The sequence below is a fragment of the Stenotrophomonas sp. HITSZ_GD genome (assembly GCF_029543105.1).
Taxonomy (GTDB): Bacteria; Pseudomonadota; Gammaproteobacteria; order Xanthomonadales; family Xanthomonadaceae; genus Stenotrophomonas_A.
On sequence record NZ_JARQXB010000001.1, the window covers coordinates 220,385 to 233,925 of the forward strand.

10 protein-coding genes are annotated in these 13,541 nt (G+C 66.4%); 1 reads left to right on the forward strand and 9 read right to left on the reverse strand.

Features of this window, described 5'->3' with window-relative positions; genetic code table 11:
* Window positions 1-154: 154 nt before the first annotated feature.
* Window positions 155-628 (reverse strand): Lrp/AsnC family transcriptional regulator, encoded by a 474-nt coding sequence (locus P6166_RS01135; protein ID WP_277762697.1) that lies wholly within the window; start codon window positions 626-628, stop codon window positions 155-157.
* 124 nt (window positions 629-752) lie between these two features.
* Here P6166_RS01135 and phhA point away from each other — a divergent pair, with 124 nt between their 5' ends.
* A complete protein-coding gene (gene phhA / locus P6166_RS01140; RefSeq protein ID WP_277762698.1) occupies window positions 753-1,649 on the forward strand; it encodes a phenylalanine 4-monooxygenase in 897 nt (298 codons plus the stop codon).
* 6 nt (window positions 1,650-1,655) lie between these two features.
* Here phhA and P6166_RS01145 read toward each other — a convergent pair whose 3' ends face one another.
* The 8 genes from P6166_RS01145 to P6166_RS01180 all read right to left on the reverse strand — a co-directional run bounded on the left by P6166_RS01145 (window position 1,656) and on the right by P6166_RS01180 (window position 13,527).
* Complete coding sequence (locus tag P6166_RS01145; RefSeq protein ID WP_277762699.1) at window positions 1,656-3,287, reverse strand: family 43 glycosylhydrolase; 1,632 nt, start codon at window positions 3,285-3,287, stop codon at window positions 1,656-1,658.
* A 58-nt stretch (window positions 3,288-3,345) separates the two neighbouring features.
* The gene (locus P6166_RS01150) at window positions 3,346-4,044 is read right to left on the reverse strand and encodes a DUF6445 family protein (protein ID WP_277762700.1); all 699 of its coding nucleotides are present in this window, start codon (window positions 4,042-4,044) and stop codon (window positions 3,346-3,348) included.
* 10 nt (window positions 4,045-4,054) lie between these two features.
* Window positions 4,055-5,575, reverse strand: coding sequence for a tryptophan halogenase family protein (locus tag P6166_RS01155; protein WP_277762701.1), 1,521 nt, complete (start codon window positions 5,573-5,575; stop codon window positions 4,055-4,057).
* Between the two features lie 36 nt (window positions 5,576-5,611).
* Window positions 5,612-6,631 carry a cupin-like domain-containing protein gene (locus tag P6166_RS01160; RefSeq protein ID WP_277762702.1) on the reverse strand — a complete coding sequence of 340 codons (1,020 nt, stop codon included), beginning with the start codon at window positions 6,629-6,631 and terminating at the stop codon, window positions 5,612-5,614.
* Between the two features lie 4 nt (window positions 6,632-6,635).
* Window positions 6,636-7,388, reverse strand: a complete 753-nt coding sequence (locus P6166_RS01165; RefSeq protein ID WP_277762703.1) for a SapC family protein — start codon at window positions 7,386-7,388, stop codon at window positions 6,636-6,638.
* A gap of 188 nt (window positions 7,389-7,576) precedes the next feature.
* On the reverse strand, window positions 7,577-10,741 hold the full coding sequence (locus P6166_RS01170) for a TonB-dependent receptor (protein WP_277762704.1): 3,165 nt from the start codon (window positions 10,739-10,741) through the stop codon (window positions 7,577-7,579).
* 463 nt (window positions 10,742-11,204) lie between these two features.
* Window positions 11,205-11,984 (reverse strand): DUF72 domain-containing protein, encoded by a 780-nt coding sequence (locus tag P6166_RS01175; RefSeq protein ID WP_277762705.1) that lies wholly within the window; start codon window positions 11,982-11,984, stop codon window positions 11,205-11,207.
* Between the two features lie 811 nt (window positions 11,985-12,795).
* Complete coding sequence (locus P6166_RS01180; RefSeq protein WP_277762706.1) at window positions 12,796-13,527, reverse strand: DNA-formamidopyrimidine glycosylase family protein; 732 nt, start codon at window positions 13,525-13,527, stop codon at window positions 12,796-12,798.
* Between the last annotated feature and the right edge of the window lie 14 nt (window positions 13,528-13,541).

A 13,541-nucleotide genomic window follows, 5' to 3' on the forward strand; every position in this document is an offset into this window, starting at 1 on the left:
GCCACGGGACGGGGACAACACGCCAGCTAACGTGCTTCCAGCTTTCCGGCAGAAGGGGTTGGCTGGCCGCGGGCGGCTGGCGGGATGCCGGTCAAAGGCATCGAAGGCGTGCAAATGTAAATTATTCGCAAATCCGCGGCAAGGCCGCGACCGATCAGCGCAGCGGCAAGCCGTGCCGTTCCTTGACCGTCCGCAGCACGAAACTCGAATTGACGTCGCCCACGCCGCTCGCATTGAGCAGGCGATCAAGCAGGAAATGCGAGAAGTGCTCGAGGTCGCGCACGATCACGTGCAGCAGGTAGTCCATGTCGCCCGTCAGCGCGTGGCAGGTCACTACTTCGTCCCACTCCTGCACGCTGTCGGCGAAGTGCGCCACGCTCTCCTGCCCGTGCTTCTGCAACTGCACGCGCACGAACGCCTGAAGGCCGAGGCCCAGGGCGCGGGGGTCCAGCCGTGCCCCGTACCCGCTGATGACCCCCGCCGCCTCCAGACGCTGCACGCGGCGCAGGCACGCGGAAGGCGAAAGGTTCACCTGCGCGGCCAGTTCCGAATTGGGCAGGCGCCCCTGCTGCTGAAGCAGTGCCAGCAAGCGAACATCCGTGCGGTCCAGGGCGACGGATTCGGTCATTTGTTGCCTCGCAACATTCGTGGACGCAACAAGATTGCGTCATCCAGGGGTTTCAGCGCAACTTTGCAACCCTGTTGCGCACGGCCATCGATACGATGCCGGCAGACCCCCGCGAGGTTTGCCCATGTCCGCCCAGCCCACCGCCCGCCGCGTAGAACACCAACAGACGGACAAGGGCTACGTCCCGGTCTATACGACCGCCGTGATTGAACAGCCGTGGGAAACCTACAGCGCCGACGACCACACGACCTGGGGCACGCTGTATCGCCGACAGCGCGAACTGCTGGTCGGCCGCGCCTGCGACGAATTCCTGCAGGCGCAGGACGAACTGGGGATGGGCGACCACCAGATCCCGCGCTTCGACCAACTCAATGAGGTACTCGGCGCGGCGACCGGCTGGACGCTGGTCGGCGTGGAAGGCTTGCTGCCGGAGCTGGACTTCTTCGATCACCTCGCCCATCGCCGCTTCCCGGTGACGTGGTGGATCCGCCGCCCCGAACAGATCGACTACATCGCCGAACCCGATCTTTTCCACGACCTGTTCGGCCACGTGCCGCTGCTGATGAACCCGGTATTCGCCGATTACATGCAGGCCTATGGCCGCGGTGGCGTAAAGGCGCATGGCATCGGGCCCGAAGCCCTGCAGAACCTGACGCGGCTGTACTGGTACACGGTCGAGTTCGGCCTGATCGACACGCCGCAGGGCCTGCGCATCTATGGCGCCGGCATCGTGTCCTCGAAGGGCGAATCGCTGCACTCGCTGGAATCGGCCGCGCCCAATCGCATCGGCTTCGACCTGGCGCGAATCATGCAGACCCGCTACCGCATCGATACCTTCCAGAAGACGTACTTCGTCATCGACAGCTTCGAGCAGCTGATGCAGTCCACCGCGCCGGACTTCACCCCGATCTACGCCCAGCTGCGGGATGCGCCGCAGCACGCGGCAGGCAGCGTGCTGGACGGCGATCGCGTTCACCAGCGCGGCACCGGCGAAGGCTGGGCCACCGACGGCGACGTCTGAGCGCGCTCAGACGAGCGCGCGGTAGCGGAAATCGCGGAATGCGGCCTGCCCGGCACCGGCCGCGAACAGCCCGACCTTGAGGCTGAGGAAGCCGCCGAACACGTTGTGGTGAAGGCCCGACACTTCCATGCGCGTGCCATGCAGCCGCCAGGTGCGTCCGCCGTCGAAGGAGTAGTGGAAGGTCACGACGTTTTCGTTGTTGCCGATGCGCACGCGCACCGGGCCGGCGGGACGCGGCGCGCGCGCCCACACCAGCTCCTCGGCGTACTGATAGGTGCGGATCGTGTCGGCGGTGAAACCCAGGCCCACGAAGGCCTTGTGGTTGTAGAACAGCAGCAGGCCCGCCTCGGCATCGGCTTCGGGCGCGAGCGTGATCTCCACTTCGTAGGCGCGATCCGGGACACCGCAGGTGAGCGGCGCGCTATCCACCGGCGAGGTACCCGCCGCGACCAGCCATAGCGCGCCGTCATGGCGTTGCAGGCGCGCGGCATCGGACGGGCGCGGATCGTGGAAGCCCCATTGCACGCCGAAGCGATCACGAGAGAAATCATCGGACAGCGCCACGCCGTTGGGCCCGCGCTTGCCGCCCGCGGGCTTGGGGAGGGGTTCGGAAAGATCGCCGCCGCGCGCGCGGAACCAGCCATCGGGGGTCCACTCGATCGGCTCCAGCAAGGTCTGCCGGCCCAGCGTGCGCATGCCGTTTTCATAGGCGTGGTAGACCATCCACCAGTCGCCCGCCGGGCCTTCGACCAGCGAGGCGTGCCCGCGTGACCACCACGGCTCATCCACCGCTTGCGTGCGCACCAAGGGGTTGTGCGGGCAGTGTTCCCACGGCCCATGCACCGAACGCGAGCGCGCGGCGATCACCATATGCCCGGTGACCGGACCCGCAGTGCCGCCGACCGCCGTGACGAGATAGAACCAGTCGCCGTGCCGAAGCAGCTTCGGACCTTCGGGTGCGAAGTTCTCGGTGACCCAGTCTTCGGGGTAGCGCCAGGGCTGGTAAGCCGGCGCCAGCGCGCCGTCGGTGGAGAGACCCTCATCGCTGAGGCGGATGCGGCGGATGCCGTTGACGAAGAGATAGCGCCGGCCGTCCTCGCCGACGATGTGGCCGGGGTCGATGCAGCCGTCGATCTTCAGGTCGATCGGCGCGCTCCAGGGTCCGCGGATGTCGTCGGCCCAGATGACGTAGATCTTCCAGCCTTGGTCGTCCGCGTTCGCCGGCAGGTAGATGTAATAGCGGCTGCCGACCTTGCACAGGTCCACCGCCCAGATCACGCCGATCTGCTGGTGCAGCGCCGGCCCCACCGGCGCCCAGTTGAGCAGGTCGGTGGAATGCCAGATCACGATGCCGGGGTAGGACTGGAACGACGAGAACGTCATGTAGTAATCGTCGCCATCCTTGAGGATGGTCGGGTCCGGGTGGTCGCCGGCGACGATGGGATTGAGATAGGTGCCATCGCCGAGATCGGCCTGTCGCTGGCCTTCGATGCCGCGTGCCCAGCGCGGTGCGGGTGGCTTCATGCGAACGGTGGCCGTGGCCGTGCCGGACGCAGCGCCCGCGCGACCAGCCAGGGGCATCGCCACCGCGCCTGCGGCGAGGGCTTTGAACAGGGAGCGTCGGTTCGTGTCGGTCAAGGGAGAGCACCGGCAAAGAAACCCAATCTAGTGGGGCCGTCCCGCTATGTGCAATTGCTCAGGGCGCTATATCGATAAAGGAATTGATCGACAAGCGTCCGCTTAGCGGATCGGCCGGCGGCACGCGCGCGTTGTCGATGCTTCCCGAATGCAGCGAGTTGCGCCGGTACACGACCATGCGGTTGAACACACCCTCTACCTGCCCGATCTTCTCGAACAACGGGGTGTCCTCGCCGATGTATCCGGTGGCGGGCGCGTCCTGTCCCTGGCTTTCCTGCTCCAGCCGGCGGAAGTAGGCATCCCGCCGCGCCTCGTCGATGTACTCATAGCCGGTATGGCGATGCCGGTAGAACGCGGTACCGCCCCAATCGCCATGGAACAGGTAGTGCACCGTCGCCAGCCCGTCGCCGCGCACCGAATCGATGTGCGGCACGCGCTGCAGGAACGCGAGTTGCCCCGGCGGCGTGGTGACCAGCGAGTAGTGGCACATCGGAAAAACGAAGCGACCGGCGGGCAGGCCGAAGTATTCGCTGAGGTAGGGCTTGAGCGCGCTTTCCAGGAAATGCTCGTAGCCCAGCGGCGCGCGTGCGCGAATGCCGGGAAACATCGCGCCCTGCGGCTGGAAATCGTGGCGCGCGGCCTTGCGCACCAACCGCTCGGGATCGGCGACGAGTTGGTCGATGACCAGCAGCGGCGCCCCTTCGCTGCCCATCCGCGACGCCGTGATGCGGACCTGCGGGTGCAGGTGGATCAGCATCGGGGCGGGCTCAGGCGAAGGCCACCGGCTTGCGCGCGCCCCACACTTCCGGCGGCGCCTTGCAGTAGCGGTCGATGAAGCCCTGCTGCGAGGGCATTTGCGCCACGGCGTGACCGAGCGGCTGGCGCACCGCTGTGAGCAGGCGCGAAAGGTCGGTATCGGACAGCGCGCGCGCCAGCGGATGCGGCGCGCCGGGCTGGATGCCCTGCCCCAGCAACACATGCGTCCACGAATCGACACGGAACAGCTCATCCGTGCCCTGCCAGGCATGCGCGCGCTCGCGCCATGCGCGCAGGCGAATCGCCAACGACTCCGGCAGCTCCATCTCGCGCGTCGCCTTCCACATCGGTTCGTCGCGCTGGGTGGCGTGGTAGTGGAGGATGATGAAGTCGCGTACGTGCTCCATCTCCTTCTGGCTGGTCTCGTTGTACAGCGCGCGCAGGGAATCCTCGTTGCCGGCGGAAGGGAACAGCTGCAGCAGGCGCACGATCGCGGAGATGGTGAGGTGGATGCTGGTGGATTCCAGCGGCTCGATGAAGCCGCTCGCCAGGCCCAGCGCCACAACGTTGTGGTTCCAGGCCTTGAGCCGGCGGCCCGAGCGGAACGGCACCAGCCACGGCTCCTTGATGGCCGGAGCGCCGACATCGCGCAGCAACTTGGCGCGCGCCTCGTCATCGGACATGTGCTGGCTGGAGAACACCAGCCCGCAGCCGACACGGTGCTGCAGGGCGATGTGCCAGCGCCAACCGGCTTCGTGGGCGATGGCGCGGGTGTAGGGGACTGGCGGGCCGACCGATTCGGTCTGCACCGCGACCGCGCGGTCACTCGGCAGCCATTGTTTCCAATCCTCGTACCCGGTGTGCAGGGTCTGCTCGGTCAGCAAGCCGCGGAAGCCGGTGCAGTCGATGAACAGGTCGCCTTCCAGGCGCTGGCCGTCTTCCAGCGTCAGCGCGACCACATCGCCACTGTGCGGATCCTGGTGCACCTGCTGGATCTTGCCTTCCACACGCACCAACCCCTGCTTCTCGGCGCGGGCGCGCAGGAAGCGCGCATACAGCCCGGCGTCGAAGTGATAGGCGTAGTTCACCTGCGGCTGCGTGCCCAGCGCGAAGCGGTCATCGCGCGAGGCCACGGTTTCCAGGCAATAGTCGCCCAGCGACGATTCCATGCCACGGCGCAGGCTGTCCAGCCAGTAATGGTGGAAGTGGCACACCAGGGTGTTCTGCCCGGTCATGCCGAACGGGTGGATGTACCGCTCGCCAGGCCGGCGCCAGTTCTCGAAGGAGATAGAGAGCTTGAAGGTGCCCGCCACCGCGCGCAGAAATTCCTGCTCGTCGATGTTGAGGAAATGGTGGAACGCGCGGATCGGCGGCACCGTGGATTCCCCCACGCCCACCGTGCCGATCTGCTCGGACTCGACCAGGGTGATCTCCAGCTCGGGGCCGAACTGGTGCGACAACGCGCACCCCGCCAGCCAGCCGGCCGTGCCGCCACCGGCGATCACCACCTTGCGAATGCGCCTGTTGTCCACGCGGTTCCCCTTGTGCTGTGTAAGTGTCGCGACGCGTCAGCGGTTGAGTCGCGCCAGAAGCATGGCGCGCAACTGCCGGGCGAGGTTCTCGTCGATCGGCGCCAGCGCCTGCCGGGCCTGCGGCGGTAGATGCGCTCCGGCCTGCGCCGCGTCGCCGAAAACGTAGTAGTCGAACATCGCGCGCCAGGCCTGCTTTTCGCTCTCCGGGCGATCGCGGATCGACCACATCGCGTGGTACATCGCCGCCATCGGTGCCGGCACCCACGCGGGCATGCTGCCCCACCAGTAGTTGACCAGCACGTTGAAGGGCTCCAGCCCCTCCACGTGGTGCCACCACATGGAAGGAATGAACAGTGCATCGCCGGGCGCCAGCACCGCGCTTTGGCCATGCGCCAGCGCCTGCGCGAAACGTGGATGGCGCGCCAGGTCCGGCGCGGCAAGATCCACCATGCTCACCGCCTGCCCGCCGGGCGTCAGCTCCAGCGGACCGGGATACAGGTTGCCCACCTGCTCCGGCGGGAAGAGCGTGAAGCGGCGCCGGCCCACCACGCAGCAGGCGATGTTGTTGGGCACGTCGTGGTGGCAGCTGGCCACCACGCGGTTGCCGATCCAGATGCTCGGGCGCACCTGCAGCCCGTGCGCGGCGAAATCCAGATCGTTGCGCGCGCGCAGGCCCGGCAGGCTCTCGTCGACCAGCAGCGAGGCGAGGTAATACGTGGGCGGGGCGGGGTCGCCCAGGTGCGCGGTGATCTCGTCGAGCACCTGCGATACGGTCCCGCGCCGGACCTCGAAGTTCAGCGCGGTGCGGTCTTCGTTGTAGTACGGCCGGCCGCCGATCTCCGGCGGCCCGTATGAATAAGGCACCTGCCGGCCATTGTCGAAGCCACGCAGGTAGGCCATCGCGCCGGCCGCGTCGCCCTGCGCGGCCTCCACCAGCTCCCAGCTGCGCGCTATCCCGCGCAGCACCACCGGCTGGCCGTCGGCCAGCAGTTCGTCGAGCGGCAAGGTGTCCGGCCGGCAGCCGAAGCGCTCGCGGATGGGCGGCAGGTCCGGCATGTCATCAGGCAGGCTGGGCAGCCGCTTCGGACTGGCGCAGGCGCCGCTGCTTCTCGGCCATCAGCCGGCGCATGTTGTGCTGCGAGGACAGCAGCAGGAACGCGCCCTCCAGGTAGCCGGACTGGTTGAGCCTGTGCAGGGTCTCGCCATCCAGCGCGGCCATGCGCTCGCGCTCCACGCCGTACAGGCCGGTCAGGTTGACGCCGTTCTTCTCGTCCAGCTGCACATTGATGTTCAGCGGCTGGATCAGCCCAGCCTGGTCGAGCGCGGCGAACAGCGACTTGCCGCCTTCATGGCCGTCGCGGATGCCGCGCAGCACGGTGATGATGTGCTCCAGGTAGGGGCTGTTGCCGCCCTGCGGCAGGAACACGCGCTCACCTTCGGTGAAGCTGATGCGCGGATGATCCAGGTCGACATGGATGACCGGCACGGTGGTGCGCTGGCCATCGACGTCCTGCTCCTGGAAGCCGATGGCGAACGGGCCCTTGGCCACGATGCCCGGCAGGTAGGTCGCGTTCCAGCGGTCGCCTTCGAGGAACAGGTTCTCCTGGCCGTCGAAGCCCAGCAGCGCCACCGAGGTGAACTCACCGCTCGCTTCGTCCTTGCGCAGGAACAGCGGATATTCGCGCTGCATCTCGGCGTACTCGGTCGGGAAGGCCGGCACCAGGCCGACGTTGTCGCCGAATTCGCTGCCAAAACGCAGGGTCACGCGCAGGTCCTTGTGCGCGACGTTGTTCAAGATTTCGTATCGAGCCATTTCTGATCCAACAGCGGTCATCGGGATCCGGTGCCGGGGCCCTTCCCCTGCGTGCCGGCCCGGCGAAACATTGCAGAAAACCCCCGCAGCGGCAAGGCGCCCGCGCCGGTCGCGCACAACGACAGGGGATCGCCACCGAAGTGGCGATCCCCTGAATGGCGGGCACCCGCTTCCGGGTGCCGCCGACCTCAGAAGTTGTAGCGCACGCCCAGCGTGTAACGCGGGCTCTGGTCGACCAGCTTGATGACCTGCTTGTCAGAGCGGCCGTGCCAACGCACGTCCTCGCCGGTCAGGTTGATGGCCTCGAAGCCGATGGACCAGTTGTCGTTGAACTGGTAGCCCACGCTCAGGTCGAACTGGTAGTACGGCTCCACGTAGTACGGGTTGCGGTTGGAGCCATCCATGTTCGCGGCGATCAGGTACTCGTCGCGCCAGTTCCATGCCAGGCGGGCCGACCAGCCGTACTTCTCGTACATCAGCATCACGTTGGCGGTGTCGCTGAGGCCGAGCAGCGCGAACTGGTCGCGGTCGATCACGTTGTTGTCGAAGCCGACGTCGCCCTGGACGATGGTGTAGTTGGCGAACACGCCAAAGCCGGTCTGGCCGAAGAAGTACTGGCCACCCAGTTCCCAGCCGTGGATCTTGGCCTTGTTCTGGTTGATCGGCTTGTTGACGTCGAACTCGTACAGCGGGTCATCGGCCTCGCCCACCAGGTCGTACGCGGTTTCCAGCGCCAGGCTCTGCGCCGAGCTGCCGTTGTAGGCGGCCAGGCCGCCAGTGGCGGCGTTGCGCAGCATCGTGGTGGCGGCGAACAGCGAGGTGTCGTTGGCCGAGCAGGCCGCCGGGTCGTTGCCGGCCGCGGTCACCTGGGTCACGCACTGCTGGCTCTGCAGGAACGCCAGCGCCGCCTGTGCATCCGGGCCGGAGGTGGGGTCACGCAGGCCGTACATCGTCTCGCGCGAGACCGTGTTGCCGATGAAGTTGTTGACCTGCTTGTTCCAGAATGTCACCGAGACGTAGCTGGCATCGGCGAAGTACCACTCCAGCGCCAGGTCCAGGTTGTCCGATTCCAGCGGGTCCAGCGCGGGGTTCTGCGCGTTGCCGGCGGCACGGGTGGACGGGTTGATAAGGATCGAACCGGTCGGCGTGCCCGGGGTCGGGCCGGCGATCAGGTTGTTGTACGGCGCACGGGCGATGGTCTGGCCGAACGACGCACGACCCTTCAACTGGTCGGTGAAGCTGATGTCGAAGTCCAGGTTGGGCAGCACGTAGCTGTAGCTGTGCTTCTCGGAGAACGGCTGCATGTCCGTGGAGCGGGCCAGCTGGAAGTCGTTGTTGGACTGCCAGACCAGCGCGGTCGGGGTGGCCACCTGCGAGACCGAGGTCAGGTCGGTCTTCTCGTAGCGCACGCCGATGCGGGTGTTGGTCGGCATGCCGCCCAGCTCACCCTGCAGTTCCAGCTGCATGTACGCCGCGTTGGTCTTCTCCTCGATCGTGTTGTCCGAGCTGAGGTTCTGGTTGCGGTCGGTGCTCACGCCATACACGTCGCTGGCCCACTGGGCGAGCTGGTCGGCGTTGCCCCGCCACGCGCCCCGCGGCGCGCCCGCGGCGCTGTAGTCGTCGAACAGGCCGGTGATGCTCACCGGGCGGATCAGGTCCATCAGGCCCGGCGCGTTGCCGGCGTCGGTCACGCCCCAGTCGCCCAGCGCGGCATAGGTGTCGCTGGTCTGGCGTTGCATGGTGGTCTTGGACGAATCCACACCGAACTGGAAGCGGCCGTTGTCGAAATCCCAGGTACCGTCGACGCGGCCTTCCTTAATTTCGGTGACCTGCTTCTGGTAGTAGATGCGCAGGACCTGCGTGCCGATGTTGTTGGCCTGGAAGTCCGGGTTGAGCACGCCGTTGGTGCCGGCATAGGAATCGGCGGCCGTCGGGTACCAGGTGCGCGCGCCGATCGGCAGGCCGGTGTTGAAGTACAGCTCCTGGCCCCACTGGCCACCGCAGCTCGGGCCGGCCGTGCAGTTGTTGGTGCCGGCGAGGCTGAAATAGGTGGCGCTGCCACCGGTCAGCGGATCGTTCGGCAGGGACTGGGTCTTCGAATCGTGGCCGTCGAAGGTCAGGCGGAAGTTGTCGCTCGCCTGCCAGTCGGCATTGAAGCCGATCGACCCGAGCTTGTACTTCTGCATGTTGCGCTGCTGCTCCATGCCGAAGTCCTTGGAGCCGGTCGGCACGTCACGCAGGTAGATCGGCGTGGCCACCGTCTGCCCGGTATCGAAGGTGATGTCGGTGATGGAGTTGGCGCGCTGCAGCCAGATGCCCTGCTCGCCGCGGTTCTCCTCGATCTCGTTGACCGAGTAGGTGTAATCCAGGCTCAGGGTCAAGGAATCGGTCGGGGCGAACTGCAGCACCGCCTGGCCATTGGTGCGCTCGCGCTGGAAGTCGGCGAAGGCGTAGCGCAGGTCGTTCGGCATGCCGTACAGCTGGCCGATTTCAGGCGCGTTGGTCACCACCGCATCCGAGCGCAGGCCCGGGTCGGTGCCGGTCCAGCGCTGGATATTCCAGGTGTTCTCGGTGGACTGCACCGAACCGCCGTGACGCTTCTGGTAGCTGGCGCTCAGGCCGATGCCCCAGACCTTGTCGGCGCTGGTGTAGCTGAAGATGCCCGACATTTCCGGCGTGATGCTGTTGCCGAACGGCTGCGATTCGTCCGACATCGCCTTGGCGCCGGCGCTGGCCACGATGCCTTCGTGGTTGAACGGCTTGTCGGTCAGGATGTCGATGGTGGCGCCGATGCCGCCGCTGGGCGCGGTGGCCCGGCTGGTCTTGAACACCTGGATGCCCGTGATCGCTTCGGAAGCGAGCTGGGCGAAGTTGAACGCGCGCGTGCCCACGTCCACGCCGCCGATCGGCACCTGGCCCGGCGCACCGAACGCATCGGCGCCCGGGATCTGGCGGCCGTTGAGCGTGACCACGTTGAACTGCGGGCCGAAGCCGCGCGCGGTGACCTGCGCGCCTTCACCATCGCGGCGCTCGATCGAGATGCCGGTGATGCGCTGCAAGGACTCGGCCAGGTTGGTGTCCGGGAACTTGCCGATGTCCTCGGCGCTGATCGCGTCGACCACGCCCGCCGAATCGCGGCGAATGTTCATCGACTGGTTGAGGCTGTTGCGGATACCGGTGACGGTCACCGTATCGAGCGTCTTGGCCTCGTCGCTCTGCGTTGCGGTTTGCGCCTGCGGCGCCTGCGTCTGCGCGTCCTGGGCGAATGCCGGATTCACCACCAGCACGCCGCCAACGAAGGTGAACATCGCCCGGGACTTCAAAGACTTCAAAGACTTCAACTTGCGACTCATCAGTGTGTCCTCAAGTCAGAATTCGAACGGCCTGCGACTACGGTTGCGGCGTGCGACACGCGTGTCGGCGTCACCGTCCGGTATGCCTGCAAATGGAAACTGCACCCTCTCATGAAGCCCCCTACGATCCTTTAGGTTGTCGCCCCCCCCAGGGCAGAACGCGGGCCTTGGCCCACGGCGAACACTCCAGGCGCCTTGGTGGCGCCCGTTTACTGCATGCCGGTTCCTCAGTGATTCCCCGGCTTTCGAATACCGGTGAAGCGGTGATGCCTGTTGCGTCTTTCCTGTCTTGAACCGCCCCCGTTGGGCGGCGCGTGGTAGCGCTATCACTGAACGGCGGTTAAGAAACCACGCATGACAGCGCTTGTCACCGTGCGCTGCAACAAAATTTTTATGTCTGCCCGCGGCATCCCTTCGCCGCAGGGCTGTAAGCGTTACCAGCCACTTTTGGTTACGCGGGTGACTAACGCCGTGCAGCCGCGCGACTGCGCGAACCGGCACCGGCGGGTGCCAGCAGGGCGCGCAGTTGGAGCGCGTCGCGCGTGGCGAAGCCGTGCGCGGTGTTGTCGAAGATCACCCATGCCTCGCGGCGGGGGCCTGCGACGGCAAGCACTTCGCGGGCGAGCGATTCCAGCGCCGGCGGCTCGTACGCGCTGTAGTAGATGCGCGGCGAACCGTGCCACCGGAAGTAAGGCGTGGTCGGGTCGCCACCCGGCACGCGCGCCTCGGGCACGCGGGCTGGGTCAGCGGCCGCGCGCGAGATCACGTGGCGCTTCAGCAGGGCGTCCGCGGCGGGCGTGAACCAGGAGGCGTGGCGAGGCTCGCAGGTGGTCGGGACAGCGGTTCGACGTCGCAGCATGCCGAAGAAGGTGGCCGCGACCCGCGCACTGAAGGCCTGGCTCGGCGGCAGTTGCAGCAGCAGGCAGCCCAGGCGGTCGCCCAGGCCGGCGACCTGGTCCAGGAAGCGGTCCAGCGCCGCGCCGGCGCGCCGCAGCGCGAGTTCGTGCGAAATCTCCTGCGGCAATTTGGCGGCGAAACGGAAGTCCTTCGGCACGCTGGCGGCCCATCGCGCGTAGGTCGCGGCGCGGTGCGGCCGATAGAACGAGGAATTGATTTCCACCGTGTCGAAGCGCGTCGCATAGCGCGCGAGCACCGAGTCGCCCTCGCCGAACTGGTCCGCGTATTCGCGCGGAATGGACCAGGCCGCGGTACCGATGCGGATGTGGGGGGAGGAGGGGGCCATGGAGTTTCCCGGTGTCTTCGACGCTATCGTGCCGAAGCGCCGTGATGGCACGGCGAAGCTGCTTGAGGTCGCAGGGGGTCGAGGGCTGGGCGGGGACCCGCCGCCACGAGGTCAGAGCAGCTGACTTGCTACAAATGAGTGCGATCAATCCTTCCATAAAGGATTTGGTGTGGGCGAGGGCCGTTTTATCCCTCGCTCGCGCTATACGGTTTGGGCGCCTTTTTAGCTAGCTCGATCAAAACATATGCGAGAGCTCTCAAGTCAGGAAATCGACTTCGTCTCCGGGAGCGCGGCTAGCAACCGCAGGCAGATTGGCGGAGCGGGCCACATGGTGCATCGCGCGCTAGGTGGAGCTGCTGCCGGTGCAGGCTTGGAATTGCGGGCCGGGTCCATAATCGACGCCATCGGCGGTCCAGCGGGAATGGGCATCGGCGCAATGGTGGGTTCGCTCGGCGGACCATTGGGTGCGCTCGGTGGGGCAGCCATAGGGGTCTTAGCGGGATGGGCCCTCGCGTATCAACGGACACAGTGATGGAGAACATTGGCTTACCAGGCCGCAGGTAGCGGAAGGTCTATCTGAAAAACCTTTGGCTGGTCCCAGCCTTCGCCCCCTCCGTGTTGATCGATCTATGCAGCGCCGGCTTCGTCGATCCGCTCCGCGTCTTGCGCAAGCTTGCCCTGGTAGCGGCTGCGCTCGCGTGCCTGTATCTGGGGCTGTGGCTACTCTTCCGCGTCATCAGGTTCGCAAGCCACCTGGACCTGTCTCGGGACGCGAATCGGGTGAAAGACCCCACGCCGCACCACCCACCCGTCACTCATAGCGCACCTGGCAAGTCGGGCAGAAGAACGTCCGGCGATTCGTCTTGCCCAGATAGGCCTTGGTGATCGGCCCGCCGCACTGCGGACACTGGCGGCGCGTGTGGACGAGCCAATGCTTGCGCAGCACGAATGCGCGTTTCCATTCCAGGAAATCGAAGCTGTATTGCCGCGCTTCCTTGATCATCTGCCCGAGCTTGCGCGGCGGCAGCGCGCCGACCTGGCTGAGCGGATGCACGCCTATGCGGAACAGCACTTCGTTCTTGATGATGTTGCCGACACCGGCGAACACGTCCTGGTCCAGCAGGGCATCGGTCACCCAGGCCTGCGGCATCGCCTTGAGCTTCCGGCGCGCCAGCTTCGGGTCCCACGCATCGCTGAGCACATCCGCGCGCCAGTCGTAGTGATCGTCCAGATCGCCTTCCAGGTAGCGCAGCGAGCAGGAATACAGGTTGAGCTCGCCATTGTCGAAGCGCAGCGACACGCGCGGTGGGCGGTCCTTGCGCTCGTCGATGGTGTAGCTGCCGAACATCAGCAAGTGCGCGCGCAGGCTGAAGCCGCTGAAGGCGATCAGGAAGTGCTTTCCCCAGCTACGCACGGCGATCACGCGGCGCCCCTGCATGCGGCCAAGGTCCAGGCTGCTGTTGCCGCTGACCTCGCGAACGGTCTTGCCGCGGAATTTCGCGGCATCCTCGCGCATGATCAGGATCGACGGACCTTCGGGCATGGCATCTCTCGGCG

Excerpts from the sequence above, each read along its gene's own strand:
- P6166_RS01135 (WP_277762697.1), bottom strand. The coding sequence starts at position 628 with ATGACCGAATCCGTCGCCCTGGACCGCACGGATGTTCGCTTGCTGGCA.
- P6166_RS01175 (WP_277762705.1), bottom strand. The coding sequence starts at position 11,984 with ATGGCCCCCTCCTCCCCCCACATCCGCATCGGTACCGCGGCCTGGTCC.
- P6166_RS01160 (WP_277762702.1), bottom strand. The coding sequence starts at position 6,631 with ATGCCGGACCTGCCGCCCATCCGCGAGCGCTTCGGCTGCCGGCCGGAC.
- P6166_RS01170 (WP_277762704.1), bottom strand. The coding sequence starts at position 10,741 with ATGAGTCGCAAGTTGAAGTCTTTGAAGTCTTTGAAGTCCCGGGCGATG.
- P6166_RS01180 (WP_277762706.1), bottom strand. The coding sequence starts at position 13,527 with ATGCCCGAAGGTCCGTCGATCCTGATCATGCGCGAGGATGCCGCGAAA.
- phhA (WP_277762698.1), top strand. The coding sequence starts at position 753 with ATGTCCGCCCAGCCCACCGCCCGCCGCGTAGAACACCAACAGACGGAC.
- P6166_RS01150 (WP_277762700.1), bottom strand. The coding sequence starts at position 4,044 with ATGCTGATCCACCTGCACCCGCAGGTCCGCATCACGGCGTCGCGGATG.
- P6166_RS01165 (WP_277762703.1), bottom strand. The coding sequence starts at position 7,388 with ATGGCTCGATACGAAATCTTGAACAACGTCGCGCACAAGGACCTGCGC.